General features: G+C 29.3%; 25 protein-coding genes. 10 read left to right on the forward strand and 15 right to left on the reverse strand.

Translation table 11 applies throughout. The annotated features are described in order from the left end of the window. Positions 1-159: 159 nt before the first annotated feature. Positions 160-1,065, reverse strand: a complete 906-nt coding sequence (gene map, locus AAGU07_RS00955) for a type II methionyl aminopeptidase (RefSeq protein ID WP_342457348.1) — start codon at positions 1,063-1,065, stop codon at positions 160-162. A 577-nt stretch (positions 1,066-1,642) separates the two neighbouring features. Continuing rightward, a complete protein-coding gene (locus AAGU07_RS00960) occupies positions 1,643-1,867 on the reverse strand; it encodes a TRAM domain-containing protein (protein WP_342457349.1) in 225 nt (74 codons plus the stop codon). Between the two features lie 746 nt (positions 1,868-2,613). Between AAGU07_RS00960 and AAGU07_RS00965 the strand changes: the two genes are divergently transcribed. Beyond that, the gene (locus tag AAGU07_RS00965; RefSeq protein WP_342457350.1) at positions 2,614-2,805 is read left to right on the forward strand and encodes a hypothetical protein; all 192 of its coding nucleotides are present in this window, start codon (positions 2,614-2,616) and stop codon (positions 2,803-2,805) included. A 492-nt stretch (positions 2,806-3,297) separates the two neighbouring features. After that, a complete protein-coding gene (locus AAGU07_RS00970; protein ID WP_342457351.1) occupies positions 3,298-3,591 on the forward strand; it encodes a DUF2769 domain-containing protein in 294 nt (97 codons plus the stop codon). A gap of 121 nt (positions 3,592-3,712) precedes the next feature. Here AAGU07_RS00970 and AAGU07_RS00975 read toward each other — a convergent pair whose 3' ends face one another. Both AAGU07_RS00975 and AAGU07_RS00980 read right to left on the reverse strand, forming a co-directional pair. Then, the gene (locus AAGU07_RS00975) at positions 3,713-4,381 is read right to left on the reverse strand and encodes a hypothetical protein (protein ID WP_342457352.1); all 669 of its coding nucleotides are present in this window, start codon (positions 4,379-4,381) and stop codon (positions 3,713-3,715) included. Positions 4,382-4,762: 381 nt separating this feature from the next. Beyond that, positions 4,763-5,056, reverse strand: coding sequence for a hypothetical protein (locus AAGU07_RS00980; RefSeq protein WP_069585702.1), 294 nt, complete (start codon positions 5,054-5,056; stop codon positions 4,763-4,765). 431 nt (positions 5,057-5,487) lie between these two features. Between AAGU07_RS00980 and AAGU07_RS00985 the strand changes: the two genes are divergently transcribed. Then, positions 5,488-5,796: a hypothetical protein gene (locus tag AAGU07_RS00985; RefSeq protein WP_048082588.1), complete on the forward strand. Its 309-nt coding sequence runs from the start codon at positions 5,488-5,490 to the stop codon at positions 5,794-5,796. 85 nt (positions 5,797-5,881) lie between these two features. Here AAGU07_RS00985 and AAGU07_RS00990 read toward each other — a convergent pair whose 3' ends face one another. Together AAGU07_RS00990 and AAGU07_RS00995 are read right to left on the reverse strand one after the other, a co-directional pair. Continuing rightward, positions 5,882-8,461 (reverse strand): ATP-dependent helicase, encoded by a 2,580-nt coding sequence (locus AAGU07_RS00990; protein WP_342457353.1) that lies wholly within the window; start codon positions 8,459-8,461, stop codon positions 5,882-5,884. A 241-nt stretch (positions 8,462-8,702) separates the two neighbouring features. Beyond that, entirely contained in the window at positions 8,703-9,431 is a 729-nt protein-coding gene (locus tag AAGU07_RS00995; RefSeq protein ID WP_342457354.1) for a metallophosphoesterase, read from the reverse strand. A gap of 758 nt (positions 9,432-10,189) precedes the next feature. On the opposite strand from AAGU07_RS00995, the gene AAGU07_RS01000 reads away from it, so the two are divergent. After that, a complete protein-coding gene (locus AAGU07_RS01000; RefSeq protein ID WP_342457355.1) occupies positions 10,190-10,759 on the forward strand; it encodes a HEAT repeat domain-containing protein in 570 nt (189 codons plus the stop codon). Between the two features lie 44 nt (positions 10,760-10,803). On the opposite strand, the gene AAGU07_RS01005 is transcribed toward AAGU07_RS01000, so the two are convergent. Beyond that, entirely contained in the window at positions 10,804-11,529 is a 726-nt protein-coding gene (locus AAGU07_RS01005) for a hypothetical protein (protein WP_342457356.1), read from the reverse strand. 112 nt (positions 11,530-11,641) lie between these two features. Here AAGU07_RS01005 and msrB point away from each other — a divergent pair, with 112 nt between their 5' ends. After that, positions 11,642-12,094: a peptide-methionine (R)-S-oxide reductase MsrB gene (msrB, locus tag AAGU07_RS01010; protein ID WP_342457357.1), complete on the forward strand. Its 453-nt coding sequence runs from the start codon at positions 11,642-11,644 to the stop codon at positions 12,092-12,094. 15 nt (positions 12,095-12,109) lie between these two features. Here the strand turns inward: msrB and AAGU07_RS01015 are convergent, their stop codons facing one another. Further along, the gene (locus tag AAGU07_RS01015) at positions 12,110-12,940 is read right to left on the reverse strand and encodes a carbon-nitrogen hydrolase family protein (protein ID WP_342457358.1); all 831 of its coding nucleotides are present in this window, start codon (positions 12,938-12,940) and stop codon (positions 12,110-12,112) included. A gap of 38 nt (positions 12,941-12,978) precedes the next feature. Continuing rightward, complete coding sequence (locus AAGU07_RS01020; protein WP_342457359.1) at positions 12,979-13,392, reverse strand: response regulator; 414 nt, start codon at positions 13,390-13,392, stop codon at positions 12,979-12,981. A 153-nt stretch (positions 13,393-13,545) separates the two neighbouring features. Between AAGU07_RS01020 and AAGU07_RS01025 the strand changes: the two genes are divergently transcribed. Then, positions 13,546-13,824 carry a hypothetical protein gene (locus tag AAGU07_RS01025; protein ID WP_342457360.1) on the forward strand — a complete coding sequence of 93 codons (279 nt, stop codon included), beginning with the start codon at positions 13,546-13,548 and terminating at the stop codon, positions 13,822-13,824. Positions 13,825-13,911: 87 nt separating this feature from the next. Here the strand turns inward: AAGU07_RS01025 and AAGU07_RS01030 are convergent, their stop codons facing one another. Together AAGU07_RS01030 and AAGU07_RS01035 are read right to left on the reverse strand one after the other, a co-directional pair. After that, the gene (locus AAGU07_RS01030; RefSeq protein WP_342457361.1) at positions 13,912-14,163 is read right to left on the reverse strand and encodes a glutaredoxin family protein; all 252 of its coding nucleotides are present in this window, start codon (positions 14,161-14,163) and stop codon (positions 13,912-13,914) included. Positions 14,164-14,411: 248 nt separating this feature from the next. Next, the gene (locus tag AAGU07_RS01035; protein ID WP_342457362.1) at positions 14,412-15,350 is read right to left on the reverse strand and encodes a hypothetical protein; all 939 of its coding nucleotides are present in this window, start codon (positions 15,348-15,350) and stop codon (positions 14,412-14,414) included. 258 nt (positions 15,351-15,608) lie between these two features. Here AAGU07_RS01035 and AAGU07_RS01040 point away from each other — a divergent pair, with 258 nt between their 5' ends. Next, the gene (locus tag AAGU07_RS01040) at positions 15,609-17,090 is read left to right on the forward strand and encodes an MFS transporter (protein ID WP_342457363.1); all 1,482 of its coding nucleotides are present in this window, start codon (positions 15,609-15,611) and stop codon (positions 17,088-17,090) included. Between the two features lie 93 nt (positions 17,091-17,183). Here AAGU07_RS01040 and AAGU07_RS01045 read toward each other — a convergent pair whose 3' ends face one another. Then, a complete protein-coding gene (locus AAGU07_RS01045; RefSeq protein ID WP_342457364.1) occupies positions 17,184-18,155 on the reverse strand; it encodes an ABC transporter substrate-binding protein in 972 nt (323 codons plus the stop codon). A 122-nt stretch (positions 18,156-18,277) separates the two neighbouring features. After that, a complete protein-coding gene (locus tag AAGU07_RS01050; RefSeq protein WP_342459328.1) occupies positions 18,278-18,730 on the reverse strand; it encodes a nucleoside deaminase in 453 nt (150 codons plus the stop codon). A gap of 191 nt (positions 18,731-18,921) precedes the next feature. On the opposite strand from AAGU07_RS01050, the gene minD reads away from it, so the two are divergent. Both minD and AAGU07_RS01060 read left to right on the forward strand, forming a co-directional pair. Then, positions 18,922-19,719: a cell division ATPase MinD gene (minD, locus tag AAGU07_RS01055; protein ID WP_342457365.1), complete on the forward strand. Its 798-nt coding sequence runs from the start codon at positions 18,922-18,924 to the stop codon at positions 19,717-19,719. 1,323 nt (positions 19,720-21,042) lie between these two features. After that, a complete protein-coding gene (locus tag AAGU07_RS01060) occupies positions 21,043-21,588 on the forward strand; it encodes a TATA-box-binding protein (RefSeq protein ID WP_342457366.1) in 546 nt (181 codons plus the stop codon). Between the two features lie 319 nt (positions 21,589-21,907). Here the strand turns inward: AAGU07_RS01060 and AAGU07_RS01065 are convergent, their stop codons facing one another. Next, complete coding sequence (locus AAGU07_RS01065; RefSeq protein WP_342457367.1) at positions 21,908-22,357, reverse strand: response regulator; 450 nt, start codon at positions 22,355-22,357, stop codon at positions 21,908-21,910. 418 nt (positions 22,358-22,775) lie between these two features. On the opposite strand from AAGU07_RS01065, the gene AAGU07_RS01070 reads away from it, so the two are divergent. Next, positions 22,776-23,222: a response regulator gene (locus tag AAGU07_RS01070; protein WP_342457368.1), complete on the forward strand. Its 447-nt coding sequence runs from the start codon at positions 22,776-22,778 to the stop codon at positions 23,220-23,222. Positions 23,223-23,679: 457 nt separating this feature from the next. Here AAGU07_RS01070 and AAGU07_RS01075 read toward each other — a convergent pair whose 3' ends face one another. Further along, positions 23,680-23,952, reverse strand: a complete 273-nt coding sequence (locus AAGU07_RS01075; protein WP_048082603.1) for a hypothetical protein — start codon at positions 23,950-23,952, stop codon at positions 23,680-23,682. Between the last annotated feature and the right edge of the window lie 565 nt (positions 23,953-24,517).

Raw genomic sequence — 24,517 nt, forward strand, 5'->3', positions numbered from 1 at the left:
TTCATTTGTTTTTTTTGTAAATAGATCCAAAATTTACTTCGTTAAACCATTATATTACGAAGTATTTGAAAAAATTAAAAAAAGTTCATCAAACTTTTCAAAAATTAACAGCTACTAAATGATCCAAAAATAGGTTTAAAATATAATCAAAAAAGATAATTATTCTGTAATAATAGTACAACCGTCGCTTTCTACAATGACAGTGTGTTCTGTCTGTGCAACCACTGCGTTGGTTTTTTCTCTAAGCACGTGAAAAGGGTAGACTGCTCTTGATGAAACTAACATTCTCATTGCCGCGTTTAAGTGGTGCTTGCTTAAGTGACTTGTAAGCCATCTACCTGAAAAGTTTAAATTTCCATATTTTTCTTTTATAACTTTTAAAGCTCTTTCCGCGTGAACTAATCTCATGGGCCTGTCCCTTAAAAATTTGAATATATATGCTTCGTTCATATCAGTAACTCGCCCAATACCATCGGTTGCAAATGGTTCTATTGCTATAACATCTCCTTCTTCTAATTTATGCGGATTATTTTCTTTGATGTTTGGTATTGAGAGCCCTGCATGAAGTATCCATTGATCAATACTGTGGCCTGCTAAATTGGATATAGGGTTAAAACCCCTGTCATTTATGGCTTTTCCTATAACTTCTCCCACTTTCCCGATTTCAACACCGGCCCGTATGGCACTTATTCCACTTTCAAGTCCCTCTTGAGAGGCAAGTATCATATTTTGGTGCTTTTCGCGCAGTTCCTCAGGGATATCGTCCCCAACAAGAACGCTTACTGCAGTGTCTGCAATGTATCCGTCTACATGCGCACCCAGATCAATTTTAACAACATCTCCAGACTTAATTATATTTTCATCACCTGCAGGGGATGTGTAATGGGCAGTTATTTCATTTACAGAAACATTGCATGGAAATGCAATACCTCCTCCGAGATCTACAATTTCATTTTCAACAAATTCTACAAGGTCTAAAATTTTCATGTCTTCTTTTACATAGTTTATTGCATCTTTCCTAACTTTTGATGCTATTTTCCCAGGTTTTTTATACATATCAATCATATAATCACGTAAATTCAATTTTACAATGTTTTAACTAATTTAAATAAAAATAATGGTGTAGTTATAAGAAAATTCAGTTTAAATAATACTGATTTAGTTTAACCATACTCACTTCGAGATATTTTTGACTTAGACTAGATATATCTTTTGATCATTTCAACTCTTTCAATGAGTTTTTAATTTGTGGTCTCATTTATAAAATCATTGAAATTAATTGAAAACAGATTTCATAATAAAAATTTTTAAGTTTTGAAATTTTAGTTAATTAGGTAGATATATTTGACTTAATATTGTAAAATTAAAAATTTTATCAAATTTTCCAAAATTAGACAGTGGGATCTATCAAAACAGCCAGTTATACAAATATTAAGATCTTGTGAGTAACAATATGTTTTAAACTCATCTAAAAATACAAAAAAAGAGGAATTTCTAATGGAAATTAAATTTTAAAAGCTCATGATCAGTAGTTTCGATGATGTTATATCCTAATAAAAAAACGTTCACTATAATTGTAGTACAGTTTAAAGCGTTAATACAGATTAAGAGCATTAAAAATTAATTTAAAACCTAAATTAAGCTATTCTACTACTTCTGCAAAAGCAAAGTTTCTTCTTGTGGAAGTGATTCTAATTTTAACTTCATCGCCTTTTTTAGCTCCACTTACAAAAACTATGAAACCTTCTATTTTGGCAATTCCATCTCCACTTCTTCCCATATCTTCTATTTTAACATCGTATTCTTCGCCTTCGTTTACAGGAGAAGAATTTCCTCTATTATCTCTTCCGTAATTATCTCTAAACAATTCATCACATCCTAAATATAACCAAAAAATGGTTGAATAAATTTTATTTTTGATATTATATAAAACAATGCATTTAAGAAAAATTAATTTATTGATTAAAAAGCTTAATTTTAACTTTTTTCATATTTCTATTAAACATTTATTATAGATTAAGAGGTATTTTTTGGTTAAACCAGTTGATAATATGTATAATTTTAAATAGAAAGTTTTTTTATCTTATTATTCATATAACCAAATTTAGTAGTATAATTTTAATATATTACAATGTATGCGATATGTGGGACATGAAAATATGTTTACATGCGGCAGTTTATTCTTCAACAACCCCTTGGAACTTTCCACTTTTTTCCATCACATGCACCACTTTATGAACTCGTGGATGTGGAACAACATGTGGTTCTAACTGTGATGATAACTCAATACAAATTTAATCATTTACTTTTTTTATTTTTAAAAATGGATTATCAGACTACTAACTTCAAATTAAATCCTAAATTTTAAGCTTATACGTAAAAATGCTCTAGAATTTAATTTTATGAATTCTGTAGGACTATTTCGAAATTTAGCCTGCAAAAAGACAAAATATTACGTATACTTCTGATACATTGACGTTTTAACATGGAGTATGCTTTTAAAATTATATGCATTTAATCATCTGTGAAAAAAGTCATCATTTTTAGTCAAAAAATCTAAACTATTGTGAAGACAACTATATTTATAACTTTAAAAATAGTGGGGGTCTCTTAATGGATACTTTTGATGATATGGATATAGCAAATGATTTTTTAGATGCTGCATATAAATGCAAACCAACTAATTTAGAACCTTTACTTCAAAAAATTGAATTAAAAATCAAAAACAGTGATCACACTGATAAAACCCTTTTAAGGGCTAAAATGATTGTGACCAGTAAATTAGCGCTCTACTATAGTAAATAATTTTTTATCCAGTTGAGGATTATAGTAGTTCTTCACTCTATGTAATAAGGATCAATGCATCCTTATTACATAAATTAGAATATTCAATTTCAAATTCAAAATTTAAAAGTACTATTTTTATTTAGATAGGTAATAGATAACATCAAAATTTTTTAAAATTAGAAATAAAATAAAAATCTTAAAAGTTAACATAAATCAATCATCACATGTATACTAACAAACTTATTTACTGCTATTTTTACGAATTTGTACTTTTATGATATGTAACTGCAAACTTATTATTTTTAACCATCTAACTGTTGGATTTTATTTGCAAATAGTATCATAAATTATTTTTAAAATTTATGGATCTATCAAATATTTGAATAATAAACCAAATCTTATATTTATTAATAGAGGACTACAAAAATTTTTTATTAAATTTAGGATCATTATTAAAAAATAAAAATTAGTTATGATATAATAAATTACATGAGCAAAGTTGAATTCAGTGTGATAAATATCAAAAGGTGTTTGTGCCCAGAATGTCCTGTCCAGTCAGAGAGTGTATGTGTTGAAGGTAAATGGAGAATAATGCAGGAAATAGCATGGGCAAGTGAAAGTGGAATGTATTTTGAAGCAGATAGGGTCCCTGGAATGTACTGCTCTACTGGAAAGGCATTATGCAAGGATATTAATCTGAAAAAAATGTGCATATGTGAGAAATGCCCTGTCTGGGAGGAAAACAATTTAAAAAATGGAGAACCAAAGCTTTATTTTTGTCAAAAAGGTGAAAGTAAAAAGTAGATATGTTGAATTAAGATTATACTTTATTTATTTCTGGAGCGCATCATTCAGTTTTTTATATATCACTGTTATTTACATACTTTAAGTTCAAAGATATTTAAATTAAACAAAAACCAGCATATTATAATTTATCTATTTTCTGAAGTGCTTTTTTAAATTCAGTTTTGTTTATTTCTTCATTATCTAACATAGCTTTAAGTTCAAAAGCCAGATTTTTCTTGGTGATTTCTTTGTCTTTACTTAAAAGACCATCATAGGCTATCTTAATAGCAGGATCATTTTGTGCTAGATGTTCCAGGTTTGTGGTTCCATTTTTTTCTACAGGAGAACCACTTTTTGCATTGACAACTTCCAGGTTACATGCTTTGGCATTGGGATTCCACGATTGAACTGCTTTAATTTTCACATTTCCCACATTTTCATTTATATTCTTCCTAAATGTATCAAAATTAACAGAATAGCTTTCCTGTACGTTCATAGAAACATTATTGAGGGCATGGTTTAAACTGTCAATTAAACTGTACACCCTGCCTCCTTTTTCACCATAAATGTTGCCTGATTTTGGGTAATAAGATGTTATAAGTCCACATATCCATTTTTGTTTGTTTTCATGGTCTGTAATTATAACATAAAATTCATCAATTTCTGTTTTTTTAATTAACCTCTTTTTCATTTCCCCTATGTAAATCTCGCCTGTTATTTCTTCTCCAGGGTCAAGTTGATTTAGAAACTTTGTGTTATATTCATCACTCTTATCCTTACTACCTTTTTGTATCCCTAAATCCAGCATAATAACCACCTAATTGATAATATTAATATGTAAGTTAAATATATTAAAAATATCGGATAATAGGTCAAATTATTCAAGATGTTAAATATAGCACTTGTCTAAAAATTTATTCACTTAATTTAAATGGAATAATAGAGAATAATGAATCAAATTCAGGCTGTAACTTGTAATACTCTTCTAATATCTGTACTGACTTAATTATTCAATCTTTAACTTTAATCGTAACCTGTAACACATATCTATAAATTTACTACATTTTACAGAAAAAACTGAAATTATTCAATCTACAACTTCCATGATAAAGTTAGTAACAGTAAAGGTAATTGAAATTTTTTTTATTATAACTTATAACTAATACTTGTTGTATTGAAATTTAACTTCTTATTCAGTTTCTTCGAAGTGTTTAATGCTTTCAAGAGGTACTTTTGTCCTTAAAATCTTACATCCTGTATTGCTGTCCTGTACAAGGCCAACACCACTTCCAAATAAACGTTCTAACTCTGTTAAATATGAAACTGGGACATTAAAATCCTTGCTAAGCTCGATATAGATATACAGATTGATCCTGGTGAACTCTTCAAATGTATCTTCCCTTTGAGCTAACTTTATTATGGGATTTCCTTCCTTTAAATCTACTAAAAGCATGTATATTATATTATCCAGTCTTTCCAACATTGTTAGGCTCCTAATATTTAATTATTAAATTTAATAATTCAAAAGTACTTTGTATTACTATATGATTTTAAATACAGATATTATTTGTTAAAGCCATAAACATAAACCATAGTGAATAACCAATGCTTTGGATTAATTAATTTATAAAAAATATATTTATGTGCTTTAAACCTGCAAAAACTTCGTTTTTGCGGTTCAGAAAATACTTTGTATTTTCTTCAACCTCCAAAAATATTTTCAATATTTTTGGGGTTCAGGAAAAAATCCATTTTTCCTTCAATTTATTAAATCCAAATTTAATTAATTACAAGAAATTTATTAAGTTTAAAAAGTTACATTATTTGCTATAAAAACCTTTATATAGTTGTTCTTAAAGTATTTAAATAAAAAGAGTTTTATTGTATTAACAAAAAGCTATTTTGGTGATTATTATGAAAGATAACGAAATTAAATCAATTGCAGTAAGAGTTTTCAATAATTTAAAAAGTGTTGAAGTTGCAAAAAATCCAGACGCGTCAGAAGAAGTAGGAATGGATGTAAGAGAAATGTTGCTTGGATTCGACACTAAAGAATCAATAGGTGACGCCTTAAAATTAATCAGTGAAAAAATGGATACTGATAATGATATGGAAGCTGAAGATCTTGCAGTTGTCATAACCAGAACCCCTATAATGACTGCAAATGGTCAATGGTTCATTGAAATGGACGCAGATGACTTCGTTCATTATTTTACTGAATAAATTCTAGAATTTAATTAAAAGAGACCCAATATCTCTATAATTCAATTCTTTTTTAAATTAAAAATATTATTTTTTTGGCTCTCCTTTAATCACTGATCTGGTTAATAACAGCCTGGTGCATCCTTCTTATAAACTCAATTCTTTCTTCGTATTTTAAAACATCGAGATAGCACTGTGCAACAAGATTAAATGAAAATGGTGATGGGATTACAGTATTTATCTGTTTTATCTCAAGTTGCCCGCTTTCAATCATTTTTAAAACACGTTTCGCATTTTTAAGATCCATGAAGTCTTCTATAACTTCCCTTCTTGCTTCTTTAAGTATTGAAAAGTTTTCATCAAGTTCTTTGACAAAATTTAACAGTATTTTACCTTTAATATGCTGTCTGGATACGCTTTTTTGTTTTCCTTTATAATGCCTTAAGATCATCAGTGCTCTTCCAGCACAATGTCTGAACCTTCCAGCTAAAGTTTCAGTTTTATCAATTGCTTTAATTAGAATATCTTCAATATTTTCAGATGTAAGGTCATTAAATGATTCTAAACCACCTATTTTACCTTCTGAACTTAAATAAAACCCGTTGTCTGAAATTGAAATCATAATATCTCGTTTATACTTTTTAGCCAGTATGTACGCTACAGCACGGGATAATGCATCGTTAACTCTTCTTCCAAAGCAGGTATGGAAAACAACGAATTTTCTGTTTCCAAAACCTTTGTAATACTCTATAAGAAGCTTTTTATTGCTTGGGATCACTGCGTAAAGGTACTGTTCCCTGAAGTACTCATAAATGGAGTTTGCAGCATTGTAATCAACATAGAGAAATTCATGGATGAAGTCCATAATTTCTTCCTTGCTGCGGCCGTATTGAAATTTACCTTCCATCAATGCCCTGAACCGTTGAATTTCAAGTGCGAGATCAAATGAAAGAGGCAGCTGTTCTGAAAACCATGAAGGGATACTTGGAGGTCCTGAAGATGGAGTAACATTTAAGGTCATTCCTCTTGCATAATTAAAACGGTATATTTTTCCTCCCAAGACAAAAGTGTCCCCTTTTTGAAGTTTTTCCATGAAATCTTCTTCCACATGCCCTACTACCTGGCCAGCGCATTTGACCCTTGCAGAGGATCTATCTGGAATTGTACCTATATTAGTTGAATAGAGCATCCTGGCTAATTTTCCTCTCTTTCCAAACATGTTAGTGTCATAATCAGCCCATATCTTAGCATAGACATATCTATCTTCTAGATCTGTATATTCTCCAGCTAAGTAACTTAAAACACTTAAATAATCATTTATTGATAGATTTCTATAGCAGTAGCTTCTTTTAACCAGGTCATATATTGTATCAATGTCCTGTTTACTTTCTATTGCCATCCCATAGATATGTTGTGCTAAAACATCCAGACAGTTTTCTGGAATGTGTATCTCATCTATTTTCCCTTCAACTGCATTTTTTAGTATTAATGAACATTCCACGAGGTCATCTCTATCTACAACAATGATCCTTCCTTTAGATTTTTCATGTAACTTGTGTCCACTTCTCCCTATACGCTGTAATGCCCTTGAAACAGATTTAGGAGAACTTACAAGTATAACCAGATCTATATACCCTATATCTATCCCCAATTCCAGAGATGTGGAAGATACAACAACTTTCAATTCCCCATCTTTCAATTTATCTTCAGTTTGAAGGCGCAGCTCCTTTGAAAGTGAAGAATGATGAGTCATAATGTTGCTGTCATCATATCTGTTTTTAAATCTCTTTTTAAGGTTAAAAACAACACTCTCTGTACCGCTCCTAGTATTTGTAAATATTAAAGTAGTTTTATGGCTCTGTATAAGTTCATCTAGAAGTTTATAAGTCGCATTGTTCATTTCTTCCGGATCCGAGTTTATGATATCATCAACAGGACATAAAACTTTCATATCAAGTCGTTTTAAGTAATTAACATCTACAATTTTACAGTCCCTAACTTCGCCGTCTTGAGACCCTACCATGTAGTGGGCTACTTTTTCAAGGGGAGAAACAGTTGCACTTAGTCCAATCCTTGTGAAGTTACCTGCCAGATTCTGCAGCCTTTCTAAGGTCAGGCTAAGATGTACTCCTCTTTTATTGTCTGCAAGTGAGTGAATTTCATCTATTATGACATATCCAACGCCTTTTATTTTTTCTCTAAATTTGGGAGCACAAAGAAGGATTGAAAGTGTTTCTGGAGTTGTAATCAATATGTGCGGTGGCTTTTTAAGCATTTTGGCCCGTTCATATTGAGTTGTATCACCAGTACGAACAGCTTTTCTAATTCCAAGTTCTTTTCCTGCAATCTTTTCAATCTCACGTAAAGGCTCATCGATGTTTTTTTCTATATCATTATCGAGCGCCTTTAATGGGGAAATATAAATACAATATACCTTATCCTCAATCTGATCCATGTCAGAAAGCATGGTTAACTGGCTTATAATTGAAAGAAACGCCGTAAGTGTTTTCCCAGATCCGGTAGGTGAGGAAATAAGTATGTTGTTACCCTTGTGTACATCCATAATGGAAAGCTTTTGAGACTCCGTAAATCCGTCAAACTTACTTTTAAACCATTCTTTGACCCATGGATGTAATAATTTATAAATTTCAGTGTCTTTGTAAATTTTTTCCTGTCTTTTTATCATTTTTATCCTTATTGACTTTAATTTACTAATTTTGAGATAAATATATCAGTTATAATATTTTATGAATTATATGTTAATATTTTTTTAATAATTAATTTTAAGTTAAACTGGTAACAAATAACGATCTACTCTAATTTCAGTGTCTTTGTAAGTTTTTCCCTGTCTTTTTATCCTTATTGACTCTAAATAGAATTAATTAAGCATTAATTCATTCTTATTATATATTTTATAATCAATTTGGTTATATTTTTATATTCAATAAATTTTTTATCTTCCCAAAATTCATGACTTCAAAGTTTTCAACCGCAAACACTTCAAAATCATCTAAAGAAACATCCTTTAAAAAGGGAGAAATAGTTTTCTGCTGCAGGCAGTCTGAGCCCTCAGTTATAAAGTTAAAAGAGGGCATTACTATAAAATTTTTATCATTTATTTTGCCCTTTAAGAAACATTTTACTTTTTCCACCCTTTCTCCACTTCGAAGTCCAATACTGGGGTGTTCATGGCCAATAATTACAGTATTTTCTTTTATTTCCTTGAAATTAGGAGGTATTTTATCACCGTGCATTATAATATAATTTTCTACAGAGTAATTTTCATATACCTCAAGGTCGCACTTTTCAGCTATAAACCCTGTAAAATTGTCATGATTTCCTTTAATTAGAATTATTTCATCAAAATGTTCCTTAAGAAATTTAATGAAGTCCATAACTTCATCCCATTCCTGTCTGCTGATTTTACCAAATTCATGTTTTAAATCGCCGTTAACTATAATTTTACTGGCATTTGAAGCGCCTATTATTTCTTTAAGTCTAGCTATAATTTTTTTATATTGAAATCTAGGGATCATAAAGCCTTCTCTATTTAAAGCATATTCATAACCCAGATGAATGTCTGATATGATTAAACAGTCTTTAATAAGCAGAGCTGAGTCAACAATTTCTGCACCGTATATTTCATTAGCTTTCATGTAAATCTCTGATATTTTGATCCTGATTTAAAAAAAATATTTTTTTTGGTATTCTATGAATATATTAAAAATAATTGATAAGTACATTAACTTGTATAATGAAGTAAATATATTTTATCATCACTTATGTAGGGAATATTTTTGCAAATATTATATTTAATTATAGGAAATAGCATTAAGTAATCACTTAAATCAACAACACCATATCACTAAATACTTTTACAAGATAATTGACATGTAAAAATCTACGATTTTTACGGTTACAAAACCTTCGAAAACCTTCTAAAGCACAAATATTTCATGTTGTAAGCTTTGTTTTCGAGGTTTTGTGAATATGAACGTACTACATATATACCAATTAATTCAAAGCAGCTAATTTTGGTGAAACTTTGATTTACTTTATAAATCAAATTATGAATATATGATGTATAACTTCTAATTGGATAATATTAAATGAATTCACAAATTAATCACATGCAGCTGAGTATTTAATCAATTATAGGCAAGACATTTTTAAAGGTGAATAACATAATTTATTTAAATTATAGATGGAATAAATTTTAATTGATTACAGCTGAGTAGTTTAAGAACTTTATTGTGATTAAATAAAATGAATATGTACTATTTAATAATTTGCTATAAATAAATATAGATGAAATGAATAATTGATTACAGCTGAGTGGTTTTTAAACTTTATTGTGATTAAATAAAATGAATATGTACTATTTAATAATTTACTATAAATGAAGGTGATTTATATGGCGAATGAAATTGATACCATCATAAAAAATTTAAAAGATGGCGATGTAGAAAGGCGAAAGGAAGCAGCAGAAGAAATTGGTAAATCAGGAGATTCAAATGGAATTGAACCTCTTATTGGAGCTTTTAGCGATGAAAGCCCTGCAGTTAGGTTCCAAGCTGCTAAATCTCTTGGAGAAATAGGGAATCCTGCAATAGAGCCATTGATAGAAGCTTTAAAAAATGATAACGAAGGAAAAATAAAAAAATATATCACTCTTGCCCTTAAAGACATCGGTGATGTCAGCGTTGTTGATACATTAATTGATGTTTTAAATGATGACGACTTTGCAGTTCGAAAATTTGCGGCAAAGGCTTTAGGGGAAATAGGGGATAAAAAAGCTCTGGAACCTCTTGTTGAATCATTGACTGATGAAGATTGGGGTGTTAAAGTAGCTACACTTAAAGCCCTTGGTGATCTTGGTGATGAAAGAGCTATAGATCCAATTAAAAAAGCAAGAAGGGCTGCTACTGGAGATAAAGACCTTAAAAAAGTTGCAAACAAAGCTTTAAAGAGAATAGGTAAATAATTTTACTTAAATTATTTTTTTTGAATAATGATACTTTCTACGGATTAAGTTCCGTCCTTTTTTCTAATTTTTTTAAAAATATTACCCATGATACTGCCCTTTTCAAGCTCCTTTATGATATTATCCTTTTCCTGGACTACACCCCAGAGCAGTTCGTGACTTTTCTTTAGTTTATCGTATTCTTCTTTGGTTAATTCAACTTCATTTATTTTGAGCCTCAAAGATTCTTTTTCAAGGGTGCGTAAATCAGTTAATCTTTTAACTTCCCTTTCAAGCTCTTTATTTACGGTTTTCAACTCATTATATTGATTATAAATAACATTAAGTTCTTCTATATCTTTATTGAGCATTTCAATTTCAGCTTGATAGCCGTCATTAACCTTTTTAATATCTAACTGAAGTTCTTCTATCTGTACTTCGTGTAAATCATTGATATTTTTTATTTTTTGATCCTGTTCCATTAATTCCTGATCTTTGCATGTTAACAGTTCTTTTAAATTAAGAATTTCTTGATCTTTTTCGTTTAATGACTGCTTTATCTCATTAATGCTAGAAGTTAGATCCTGTGAACCCTTAAATTCCTGCCCGAAATCTGCCTTACTTAAAATTACAATATCTTCAATATTTTCAAAATTAGTACCTTCTATCTGCTCTTTTTTAACAGGTATCATATACCTTCGAGTAATCTTTTTACTACCATCTTCAGACTTTGCCTTTGATGTTCTTTCATATTTTTTAAGTTTGCAGTATAAAACAGGTATATTTTTCATTGGATGTGAATATATTAACTTCTAATATATAACTTTTGAGTTATTTTAGATTAAAGTGATTAAATACAGTGATAATAAATTATTTAGATATAAACATACCATATAAAAAGACATGAAAACTGATCCAGAAAAAATCAGGATTTATTCATCTAAAACTGGAAAAGTAGAACTGATGGAAAAAGTAGAAAAAACTGATGACGAGTGGAAAGGAATACTTACTTCCCAACAGTTTGATGTAGCAAGGAAAAAAGGCACTGAACTGGCATTTACTGGAAAATATCATGATTGTCATGAAGATGGAATCTACAAGTGCGTGTGCTGTGACATTGATTTGTTTGACTCCAAAACAAAATTTGAATCTGGAACTGGTTGGCCCAGCTTCTGGGAACCTATCGCAGAAGAAAATGTGAAAGCAGAAACAGATAAAAGCCATAATATGATTCGAACTGAAGTTTTATGTGCCCTTTGTGACGCTCATCTGGGCCATGTATTTGATGACGGCCCCCCTCCAACAGGAAAAAGATACTGTATGAATTCAGCATCTTTAAAATTTGTTAAAAGATAAATTTCCATTTTTATTTTATTTTTTTATTAAATTATAGATATCTTCACGTCTGCCCTTTAATACAGGTAATTCTTCGCGTATTTCTTTAATCCTTGATAATTTTATATCAGCATAAATTACTTCTTCTTTCTCACTAGCTCTAGCTAAAATATCACCCCATGGATCAGCAACCATGGAATTACCGTATGCAACATATGACAGTTTTTCATTTCTAGCTGGCGATGCAGCAGCTACATAAAGTTGATTATCGATTGCTCTTCCTCTAATTAAAGTTTCCCAGTGTGCAGGGCCTGTGGTCATGTTGAATGCTCCAGGTATGACAATTAATTCTGCCCCTTCTAAGGCCATAAGTCTTGAAAGCTCAGGGAATCTTATATCGTAACATATTGCTACTCCAATTTTGCAGAGTTCAGTATCAATTAAGGTTATTTGATTGCCTGCACTTAATGTGTCTGATTCTTTAAAACTAATTTTTCCAGGAATATCAATATCAAAAAGGTGCATTTTCCTGTGATATCCAATTATTTCTCCATTTCTATTAAATATAAAACTGGAATTGTATAATTTGTCCCCATCTAATTCCGGTATTGAACCTGCTATGATATAAAGATTTAAAGATTTTGCCACTTTAGAAATGGATTTAAGGGTTTTACTGTTTTTCTTTTCTTCTGCATATTCTCTAAACTTATCGTTAGCATAGGGGCAATTGAACATTTCAGGTAAAATTACCAAATCACTCTTATTTAGAGCTGCAGTCTTAATCATGTCTAAAGCATTCTTTATATTGGAATCTTTATTATCAATGACTTTCATCTGGCATAAAGCAAGTTTAAACTGATTTTTCATTTAATCACTGAATTATTTTAGAAAATTTAATAATGGGATTATGAGGACTGTTTTATCATATCTATCCAGAAATCTTCAAGGCTTTTTAAAACTTTGATAAAGCTATCAAGATTTGCAGGTTTGGTTATAAAAGAATTAGCATAGTTATATGTTTCGGAGATATCTTCAGGAGCACTGGATGTGGTTAAAATTATAACTGGAATAGATTTTAAATTTTCATCTTCCTTTATTTCTACAAGGACTTCACGGCCATCCTTACGCGGTAGATTAAGATCAAGTAATACCAAATCTGGCCGAGGAGCATTTTTATATTCTCCTTTCTTATATAAAAAATCCATAGCTGTTATACCATTGTTTACAACATGCATTTTATTCAATGTTGTAAAATCCTTAAATATTTCCTTTATTAAGCGTACATCAGCCGCATTATCTTCAACCAATAAAATTTCCACATAGTCGCCTAACAGTTGTACTCCCCCTTGCACTTTTTTATACTTCAATATTGATATACTTTATTAACACCATATCAGTTTATTAATAATAAGTTTAGAATTTTTTTATGTATGGCTATTAAACTGGAAATGAAATCTACTGGAGGTAATGATATGAATAATCAAGATTTGCAGAATAAAAGTAGTTTAGAAGGGTCATCAAAGGAGTTAAGAAAATTTAAAGAAATTGAATCAACTGTTGATAAGTATATACTTGAAATTGAAAAGTCAGGTGATTTAACTAATGTTTTTCAATTTACTAAAGAAATGGCCAATATAATTATTTTCTTAGCAGAAAACGATAAGAAAGGCACACTATTCAATTTTGTAACGGATTATTTAGAGAAGATGATAGATAAAGGTAAAATAATCAGACAGGAAAAGGGGTTATAAAAAGGAATTTTTTAAAAATATAAAATGACATATGTCTGGATTTGATTTAATTACTATATAAAAAAAATAAGATTAAAAATAGTTTAATCAGTCATTTAATCCCATTAAGTACGAATAATCGTTTGGTTTATACCCTACGACTATTTTATCTCCAATTTTTACAAAAGGAAATCCGTTAGCGCCATACTCACGCATTTCATCTAGTATTTTTGTACGCTCTTTATCATCTGCTAAATCAAAATCAGTGTATTCAAAAGGTATGTTGTGATCTTTAAAGAATTCTTTTGTCTTTTTACACCAAGGGCAGGTGCTTAAAGTATACATTTTGACTTTCGCCATAATTTTACCTCCAGTATTATTTAATTTAAATCAATTTAGGGAGATAAACAAATATAGAAACTCCTTATGATTATTTGTTTTAATTCTATGTTTATTTTATTATTTAGTATATGATATTTATTATTTATGTTAGGTGTCAAATTGAAGAACTTTTATCTTCAGCTGCATTATCTAAAAAAACAGTTTATATATTTAAAAAATTAAATTATAAACAATTATTAAGTCGACTTATCTAAAAAAAAAACACTTTATCTATTTAAAAAATTAAAAGAAGCATCAATTAATCTATTTGAATTGGAATAAACATCAGAATTCCCCACCCATTCTGGAATCTCGTAAACAAATACAGGAGTTCCTGTAGCTGCTATTGGGCTGTCCACTTTATTAATTGATGTACTCTCTGCTTTTTCATCTGTGTTTCTTGGATAATAATTGAAATCAGGTAAAATATCTTTGATAGCTTCTGCAAGATTAACTGATTTTGAGTCCATAGTGGGTGTGGCTATATAGTATCCATTACCGTAGCCATATTTATGATTATGGCAAATTATCACCAGATCATAATCTGACTTTTTAATATCTGGGACCACATACTGGGCAACAAGCCCTTCACCATTATGACGACCTATGGTATAATCATTGGGGCTGCTGGTAACGTTTATCACGTAATTTACAATTTGGGCGTTGTGTTTACTTACATATGATTTTATGGCCTTAGGCACAACTGTTTTAGCAGATATTTCCCGAGGATGCATCCCTGTTATGATAGCTATTTTAGGACCAGATGAACCATAAGTGGAGTAAACATCTTTAGTTACATATCCTTTGCTATTTGAACCTAAAAAAGAATGATCAGGAGTTATGGAACTGTGCAAACCTAATAAATTTGAGAAAATATTGTTTGGAATTAGTATTAAAGAGGTTAAAATACATAAAACAGCTAAAATAAAGATTATTTTGCCTAAGCTGGTTTTTTTCTTAGTTAAATTTTCTTCGGGATACTGGTAATAGTCATAGATATCCTCAACTAATATTAGGTCTCCACCGCATACGCTGCATGAGTTTAAACTGGAGAAGACTGATTTTTTTTGGTCATTAGATCCCGGATTTTGAATACAGTCATACTCATTTTCTTCAAGTTTATAATATCCATTGCACTTCTTGCATATTAAATAATAATCAGGCACTATTTTTTATTTATTGAAAGTTATTTTTATATTTTCAGGGAATTGAGAAATTTAAGTAATCAAAAATATCAAGTTTAGGTAGTAAAATAATCGAATTAGTTTGATATATTACTTTTTTAAGGATTTAATTTATTTAAACTCATTTTTTAATCATTTAAGTTCTAAAATAAACATTAAAAGTATTAAAACTTTAGCATAACCTCTTAATAAGGTTTATACCCTTTAAAGTGATATTTTAACTATCGGGGGGAATATATTTTGGAACACAAATTAAACTGGATTATATTTACTCTGGCACTTGGAATGTTTTTATGGTCATTTAGTGCAGGTATTGTAAACATTTCATTGCCTACCATCTCTCAATATTTAGATATAAGTACAGATATGGTTTCATTAATAGTAATTATTCATCTTATTACACTTATAAGCTTTTTACTTGTTTTTGGACGTATAGGTGATATTACAGGTTATAAAAAAATTTTTGTAATGGGAATTTCCATATTTACTATTGGATCCTATTTTTGTGGTATATCCCTCGATTTTGTTTCATTAATTATATTTAGAATAATTCAGGGCATAGGATCTGCAATGCTGCTTTCTATGGTGCCTGCAATTATATCAACAGTATTTCCTCCTAGAATGAGGGGAAAAGTTTTTGGTTATATTTCGCTCACCACAACCCTTGGCCTTTCATCAGGATATGGGGTGGGAGGATACGTAACACAATATATGGGATGGAACTGGATTTTTTTAATGGTCGTGCCCGTGGGTATAATTGCAACTATTTTTGCTGTTAAAGTACTCCCTTCACAGGAAACAATGGTCCAAAATGTGAAATTTGATGTTATTGGCGCTTTATTAATAGGTTTAACTATTTTAACATTTATTATGCCTTTTAACATAGAAGAAAATCTTGGATGGGGGTTCACCTCTATAGTTATAACCTGTGTTATATCCCTGATCCTGGGAATTACTTTTGTTATATGGGAATTAAAACATCCCGAGCCTCTACTAGATCTTTCCATTTTAAAAAATGTTTATATTACTCTTTCCCTTCTTGCAGGATTTATAGCTACTCTTGTCCTTACTGGAACAATTTATCTTCTACCATTCTATCTTGAACTTATTATGGGCTATTCTTCAGATTTTGCAGGTCTTATAATTTTGATTCCCTCTCTTGTAGTTATTTTTATAGGGCCTTTATCAGGATATATCTCTGATAACTTTGGATCACGTATACCTACTATTATTGCTTGTATAACTCTTATTATGGCTATTATTCTATTATATCGTTTAAATCAAACAGTAGGAATACTATTTATATTCACTGCTCTTGGAATAAGGGCACTTTCAGAAGGTATGTTTACCCCTGCAAACAACAAAACAGTGATGAGCCACAGTCCCCAAGAAAAAGTAGGTTCTGTTTCAAGTCTTTTAAATACAGCCAGATATATGGGTCTTGTAATGGGAATTGTTGTTTTTAACGAAATATTCGTTACTACAATAAGTAATGAAATCACTGATCTAATAGGAATCCCTTCTACTGGTGCATTTCAATTCAGTGCTCCCATTGGAATTCTTTTAAATGGATTTCAAAATGCATTCATTCTGGGCATAGCAATGAGTGTTTTAATTCTTATATTCAGCATATTAACGAAAGAAAACAAGGAATATGACGAAGAAGAAGACTACTTAGTAGACTTAGACTCACTTAAAAAATATAAAGAGGGATTGCTGTAGATATCAATCTGTTTATAAATTCAGATATTTAATGTAAGAGATAAAAAGAATTTAAAGATATATAAATTAAAGGTGCCTTTAAAAAGCGTAACCTTAAAAACCTGATGATTTAGTAGGCCAGAAATTAAAATTAAAATAGGATACGTTTGATACATTATTTTTTATGTATCCTAACTGCTTTTGAATATCTATAAACTTAAAGACACTTCTTTTAAATTCATTAGAAGACGGTATATTAAATGCAACATTTTTTAATGATTGTTTTTCAATTTGAACACTTGTACCAAGTTTTTGGGAGACTATCAAGGCAGTTTCGTCCTTATGTGAATTTACATAGTTAGTTGCTTCTGCATGTACCTTCAGAAATTTTCTTAAAGCAACCGGTTGATCTTTTATAAAGCTGTCTGTTGCTATGACAACGCAACATGGGAAATCTTTCCAGTTATCCTTTTTGGAATATGTAAGTATTTCTCCATCACCTTCTACACTTGCAACAGATACATAAGGTTCCCATGCTATATACCCATCAAATTTTTTAAACAGTAAAGATCTTGGCATAAATGGTACTTCTGATTCAGTTATATTTACTTCATTTCTACTAATATTATATTGGAACAACCAGTAAGTCAATAACACATCCTGTACTGAGTTTACTTTAGGTATTGCTATAGTCTTACCTTTTAAATCAGAGATATTAGTTATATTTGTACTATTTCCTACTACTATTCCACTTCCTTCCTGGTTTACAGATGCAACGATTTTTATAGCTGTTCCATTATTTATAGCCAGGGTTACAGGAGCAATTCCACAATAACCAATATCTATTTTACCTAACTTAGCTGCATTTATAAGATCTGGGCCTGATCTAAATGGGACTAAACTGACTACTAATCCTTCTTTTTCAAACATATTCTTTGCATTTGCTACAAATAGTGCGGAATCATGATCACTTTGTAGATATCCAACTACAATGGTTTTATGCGAAGTTACAATGTAATTATAGGTTCCATATGCAGTTGCTGCAACTAAGAAAATAATTATTAAAGCCCCTATCTTTTTATTCATGGTTATGGCTTTGATATTAAAATATATTATATTTACGCCAGAGCAGGGAAAATTAATATAAAATAAATAGTTTTTGTTATTTATCGGCGTCTATATGCCTTGAAATAAAGATATTTTGAAACTTAAATTACTCTATCTATTTCTGCATCCCAAATTTCAGGATTTCTTTTAATGAATTCCTTCATAATATCCTTACATTCTTTTAAATCTAAATTAATTAATTCAACACTGTTCTCTTTTAAATAATCTTCAGGTCCCTTAAGTGTTTTATTTTCTCCCATTACGACCTTTGGAATTTTATAAAGTAATATGGTTCCAGAACACATTTCACATGGGGATAAAGTGGTATAAAGTATGCAGCTTTTGTAATCTTCTCCTTTTAATTTTCCAGCATTTTCAATACAGTCCATTTCTCCATGCAAAATTGAAGAGTCTTTCTGAAGTAATCTGTTATGTCCGCGACCAATTATCTCATCATTTTCAACTAAAACAGCACCAATTGGAATTCCGCCTTCTTTCAAGCTCTTTTTTGCTTCTATAATTGCTTCATTCATGAATTTATGATCTTTTTCCACTACCAAGAACTCATCTCCATAAAAAGTAATTAGTAGTATTTCTCTAATTTATTTTTTGATTTAATACTATTCTAATAATTTTGTATTTGCATTTATTATTGTGAAAATAAGCACATTAATCTTTATCATCAATAAATGATTGTGAGTACAAGTAGTTATGTAAGATTATTAATCCAATGTTAGGTGGAAGAATGGCGAGAGTAATAGTAGTGGCTTCAGGAAAAGGAGGGGTCGGGAAGACAACCATAGCAGCTAATCTTGGAATAGCTCTTTCTCTTCAGGGAGAAGAAGTTGTAGTCCTTGATTTAGATGTTGCAATGGCTAATTTAGAATTGATTCTAGGTTTAGAAAATCAACCAGTGACCTTACAGGATGTCCTGGCCGGAAGAGATATGATACATAATGCAATATATGAAGGCCCAGGCGGAGTAAAAATTGTTCCTGCAGGACTCTCACTTTATGGTCTTAAAGACATGAAACTAGAAAGACTTGAAGAAGTCTTGGAAACACTTACTGAAGATATAGATATACTACTTATAGATGCACCCGGCGGGCTTGAAAGGGATGCACTGGCAGCATTACAGGTTTCAAATGAACTAGTTCTTGTTACAACACCTGAAATTACTTCTTTAAGCGATGCTCTAAAGACAAAAATTGTTGCAGAGAAAATTGGAATGGAGATACTTGGGGTAGTTATTAACAAAGAAAGAAGTGGTAAAGAATTTTTAACTCCTGATGAAATCCAGACCATCCTTAACATACCAGTAATTGCAATCATTCCAGAAGATAGGGAGTTAAATATAGCATCTGCGTCAGGAAATTCGATTTTAGAAAAAAATCCTAAATCAGATACATCAAAGTTAATTTTAGGGCTTGCTTCAAGAGTTATTGGAAAATACAGCCTTGAAAATGATTTATCAAGTAAAGGAATTGTTTCTAAATTTTTCCAGACTGTTTTCAGCAAATATTTAAATGTAAACAAATCTTAATTTTTTATAATTTTTCTTTTTGATTTTTTATTAAATTAATATCTTTTATTGATGTTTTTTAGATATATGGGGCCCTCTTTGTACAAAATTTGGATATTAAAACCTTTAATTAAACAAAAGGATTATATATTTTATTACTAATTTATATTAAGGGAGGCATAGTGGCACTTCAAACCACCTTCATGTCAACTTTATCTATGCCTCCCAATTAATTTGATAATACAACTATTTATGTTTATAACAATTAATTTAGACTAATTCATATACTATATCATTTGATAAAAGGATAAACTTGTTATTCACTGTTAAAAATAATTTTTAATACCAAATTTATAATGTCATCTGTTTAAAATTTTTAAATTTTGTATATAGTTTTTAAATCGGATACTTAAAAAAATCTTTAAATCCTTTTAAGCTATTTTAGTAGTAATTATTAGGGAAAAATAAGTCATAAATATGCGGCTGTATCTAATGAAAATGTAAAGTATATATCAACAGTAAAACTAGAATTAGGCAGGGCCAATAATATTAAATTCCTTGATAAAGTTGTCCAGAACTTCATAATACTTTTTTTACAAGTCCACAGCTGGATCTTTAGATGGATCCCATTGCCCATATAAAAATTAAAAAAAGAATTAATAATACTTATTTTCATGAAATAAGCTCAAATATTTTAAATCATTGATTTTTAAATAATTTATAAAAATAGGAACGGCAATACTTTTTATAAAATAGTATTTTTTAAATGTTATCACATTTAATCTAAACAACCTAAAATTAACCATCATGGAACAGTCTAAAACAGAAAAAATAATTTATTCTATGGGGCTACTTGAATTATGTATTTTATCTATGTGTTTTATGCTAGCTCTTCTCAATATCTCCAAATAAAATACACTTTTAATGTAACATATATGGAATGCAAAACAAATTATATATTTTATATGTGTTTTATGCTAGCCCTTCCTAATATCTCCAAAATACACTTTTAATGTAACATATATGGAATGCAAAACAAATTATATATTTTATATGTGTTTTATGCTAGCCCTTCCTAATATCTCCAAAATACACTTTTAATGTAACATATATGGAATGCAAAACAAATTATATATTTTATATGTGTTTTATGCTAGCCCTTCCTAATATCTCCATAAAATACACTTTTAATGTAACATATATGGAATGCAAAACAAATTATATATTTTATATGTGTTTTATGCTAGCCCTTCCTAATATCTCCATAAAATACACTTTTAATGTAACATATATGGAATGTAAAAATCAAATTAATGATCTAGATTAAAACCTGGAGGAATGTGTTTGACAGATGTACCAATTAAAGTTGAAAATATTGTAGCTTCTGCAACTCTTGGAAAGTCAATTGAACTGCCCAAAGTAGCTCTGGCACTAGAAGGTGTTGAATATAACTCAGAAAAGTTTCCAGGGCTTGTTTACAAGCTTAAAGAACCTAAAACAGCAGCTCTTATATTTGGATCAGGAAAACTAGTGGGTACTGGTGCAAAAACTACAAAAGATTCAATTAAATCTCTAAATATTATTGTAGACAAAATGAGGGTGCTAGATGCAGATATACCAAAAGAATTCGAAATTACAATACAGAATATCGTTGCCTCTGCAAATCTAGGAAAAACATTAAACCTTGAAGCAGTAGCATTAGATTTGGAGAATACAGAATATGAGCCAGAACAATTTCCGGGCTTAGTTTACAGAGTTGAAGACCCTAAAGTTGTATTATTATTGTTCGGTTCAGGGAAAGTAGTGTGCACTGGTGCAAAGAACATTGATGCTGCTCAGCTTGGTGTTGAAAAAACGAAGGAAAGATTGGGTGAACTGGATTTAATTTAAATCCCACTTTGATAAAAATACCACTCATTTCTCCCTAACTTTATCTTGTATTATGATAAAAACTTCTTCTTTTTGTTTTTTATTATTTTTCATATGTTAAAAAAGATGATCTAAATAACAAGTATGAAGACATTGTAGTATTTTCAAAGGCTGCAGTATGTGCAAAAATTACACTAACTGAAAACTATTCTTAAAAATTCTATTTTACAAAAATAAACATTCTAAAACCGGTTTATTAACTAATAACTGCATCAACTAAGTTGGCACAGTTATTAAATAGAAAAATTGAAAAACATGCAAAAAAAATAGTGTTTAAAAATCAATTCGAATCCTTAAAAAGCGGTAAAATAGCATTATTTAGCCAGTACTCTTTAAAAACTTCTATATCTTTATTAAACTCATCAAAATTTGTAGATTTGGTTATGTAAGCATTGGCATAATGCTCATATGACTTCAATATATCATTATCATCATCAGAGTTTGTTAAAACAATTACTGGAATATGTTTTAGTTGATCATCTGTTTTAATTTCTTTAAGCACTTCCCGCCCATCTTTACCAGGTAAATTTAAATCTAATAAAATTAAAGAAGGTGTTTTACAGTTTTTATACGCGTCTTTTTTATTTAAATAATTTATAGCATTTAATCCGTCTTCAATTTGAGTAATATGAATATTGCTCGTATTTTTGTCTAGAATTTTAGCTATTAATTTTGATTCATCTGGATTATCTTCTATCAATAATATTTCAGTAAGTCCTATCGTATTCATACATTATCCCTCCTAATTTTATTAATTTAAGCATATTTTAGCTATTGTTACTAATTCAAATACTTATTATGTCATAACAAGTTCCTGGATTTAAATTAATCCGCTATAAGATGTGTTAATTCATATATTTAAATTTATAATAATTTAATAAGTTAATATCATTTATTTGCTTAAATCTACCATTTGTAATAGAACAAATTAATTATTGCAAATAATTGATCAGTAATACGCGTAATTGATCCTTTAAAAGCGATTTAAAACCATTTAAAAGTATTTTATGGAGTTAATTTAATTATTAAATTATTAAATCTTATTTATTAATAGAATAACTTATTTAAATAATAAAATAAGTATAGGAGTAATTATTAAATACAATAAGATACTAAATGATCCCTGTATTAAAAACGGAGATAAATGAATGGATATTGAACCAAATGACGAAACAGTTAACATCTTATTAATTGAAGATAATCACACTGACATAAGGATGATAAAGGAAATATTCAAAGAATTTAAAACAAAAACAAAAATACATTCAATTACAAACGGTATTGAAGCTTTAAAATATCTAAACAAAAAAGAAAAATACCAAAATAAAGCAGACCCTGATTTAATATTACTTGATTTAAATATTCCATTAATTGATGGGTTTAAAGTTTTAAAAGAAATAAAAAGTAATGATAAATTAAAAAAGTTACCTGTAATTGTTTTAACTACATCACACAATCCAGAAGACTTCTTAAAAGCCTGTAAACTACAAGTGGATTGTTTTATGAATAAACCATTGTGTTTTGATGAATATAATATACTATTACATCATATTGAAGAGTGTTGGCTTAAATTTTTGAAAAAAAATAGGAAGTAGCATTCAAAAACCTTTAGTTTTAGATACCTCGAAAATTTGTAGAATTTTCAAATGCTGCAATTAATTAAATTTTTAAGATAAAATAAAATTGTAACTCAATAGAAAAGGAGATCTATCTTCGCTAATAAAATAAAAAAATTAGTTTTAATTAAATTGATAGTTTCAGCTCATTAAAGCTTTTTTAAGTTAATTTAAAATAAATAATTAATAATTTAGAAAAAGTAGACTGTAAATAAAAGATTCTAAATTAAAAGAAATGTGTAATTAGAGATTATAAATCTCCGATTGGATATTTTTTGAAATACGATTTGTCTTGAAACTTATTATATTCTTTAAATGTACTTGAAGTTTTTATTCATAAACATATATTTAAGGAATAAGAAATTGGAGTTATTTAGTTTAGGTAGTAATTCAATTTCAACTCTTTAAAGTTAATTTCCTTTGAGATGTTTAATAATTAACTTTCAGTTACTGGAATTTTCCAGAGGTAGCCAACTTTTTTTGGTTTTTCCTGTTTGTTTCCTCTCGATTTCTTTTTTTTCACGTGAGCTTCGCTGCCTTCCCATGTTCCAACTGTTTCATCAAGGTATTTGGCAATTTTTTCACTATATTTTCTTGTTCCAATAGTGTAATTATCAGCTTCATTTCGAATATAACTGATTCCATCTCCCTCTTCTTCCATTACCTTAGATATTTTCATTAATTTTTCATAAAACTTTGCAGATACCATGCGTTTTCTCCTCTTTTTCATTTTCAGCAAATGGATATTTTTTTATCCAGCTACATTTCCATACATACAATTATAATTTTGTCTTTTATCCATTAAAAATGTTATATTTCGTTATTATTATTTTAGACATCAGTACATCACTTTAGAAAGTAAAATACTTAAAATGTTAATTATTTGCAATATCTTAACTGCACTTGTAAAAGTTTCCAGATTAGCGCCTTAAATTATACTAAATATATTTAATATGGTTAAAATGTCTTGTTCTATGTTTAAAATAATATTTTTTACGCTCATGTCTGGATTATTGTGCAAATAGTTACTATTTAAATTATTATGTAATTTGTTGATTAAATAAATGGATTTTTTTTAAATAAGTTCAACTTAGATTAACCAGTATGGAAAAATTTTTTATTTTTTCCGATTGAAAAAACTTTCAAGTCCAAAGGTCTTCAAAATCTAGGATTTTGAGACCTGGAAAACAAAGCTTACAAACATGAAACTTACAAAAAACCACAGGTTTTTGTGGTCGAGGAAATTTAACTAACAAATCATTAAAAAATCTCTG

It is taken from the genome of Methanobacterium sp. (genome assembly GCF_038562635.1).
GTDB lineage: Archaea > Methanobacteriota > Methanobacteria > Methanobacteriales > Methanobacteriaceae > Methanobacterium_D.

Excerpts from the sequence above, each read along its gene's own strand:
- AAGU07_RS01015 (WP_342457358.1), bottom strand. The coding sequence starts at position 12,940 with ATGAAAAATCAGTTTAAACTTGCTTTATGCCAGATGAAAGTCATTGAT.
- AAGU07_RS00980 (WP_069585702.1), bottom strand. The coding sequence starts at position 5,056 with ATGTTGGAAAGACTGGATAATATAATATACATGCTTTTAGTAGATTTA.
- AAGU07_RS01000 (WP_342457355.1), top strand. The coding sequence starts at position 10,190 with ATGGCGAATGAAATTGATACCATCATAAAAAATTTAAAAGATGGCGAT.
- AAGU07_RS01075 (WP_048082603.1), bottom strand. The coding sequence starts at position 23,952 with ATGGTATCTGCAAAGTTTTATGAAAAATTAATGAAAATATCTAAGGTA.
- map (WP_342457348.1), bottom strand. The coding sequence starts at position 1,065 with ATGATTGATATGTATAAAAAACCTGGGAAAATAGCATCAAAAGTTAGG.
- AAGU07_RS01030 (WP_342457361.1), bottom strand. The coding sequence starts at position 14,163 with ATGGCGAAAGTCAAAATGTATACTTTAAGCACCTGCCCTTGGTGTAAA.
- AAGU07_RS00975 (WP_342457352.1), bottom strand. The coding sequence starts at position 4,381 with ATGCTGGATTTAGGGATACAAAAAGGTAGTAAGGATAAGAGTGATGAA.
- AAGU07_RS01045 (WP_342457364.1), bottom strand. The coding sequence starts at position 18,155 with ATGAATAAAAAGATAGGGGCTTTAATAATTATTTTCTTAGTTGCAGCA.
- AAGU07_RS00985 (WP_048082588.1), top strand. The coding sequence starts at position 5,488 with ATGAAAGATAACGAAATTAAATCAATTGCAGTAAGAGTTTTCAATAAT.
- AAGU07_RS00965 (WP_342457350.1), top strand. The coding sequence starts at position 2,614 with ATGGATACTTTTGATGATATGGATATAGCAAATGATTTTTTAGATGCT.
- msrB (WP_342457357.1), top strand. The coding sequence starts at position 11,642 with ATGAAAACTGATCCAGAAAAAATCAGGATTTATTCATCTAAAACTGGA.
- AAGU07_RS01005 (WP_342457356.1), bottom strand. The coding sequence starts at position 11,529 with ATGAAAAATATACCTGTTTTATACTGCAAACTTAAAAAATATGAAAGA.
- AAGU07_RS01025 (WP_342457360.1), top strand. The coding sequence starts at position 13,546 with ATGAATAATCAAGATTTGCAGAATAAAAGTAGTTTAGAAGGGTCATCA.
- AAGU07_RS01070 (WP_342457368.1), top strand. The coding sequence starts at position 22,776 with ATGGATATTGAACCAAATGACGAAACAGTTAACATCTTATTAATTGAA.
- minD (WP_342457365.1), top strand. The coding sequence starts at position 18,922 with ATGGCGAGAGTAATAGTAGTGGCTTCAGGAAAAGGAGGGGTCGGGAAG.
- AAGU07_RS00990 (WP_342457353.1), bottom strand. The coding sequence starts at position 8,461 with ATGATAAAAAGACAGGAAAAAATTTACAAAGACACTGAAATTTATAAA.
- AAGU07_RS01065 (WP_342457367.1), bottom strand. The coding sequence starts at position 22,357 with ATGAATACGATAGGACTTACTGAAATATTATTGATAGAAGATAATCCA.
- AAGU07_RS00995 (WP_342457354.1), bottom strand. The coding sequence starts at position 9,431 with ATGAAAGCTAATGAAATATACGGTGCAGAAATTGTTGACTCAGCTCTG.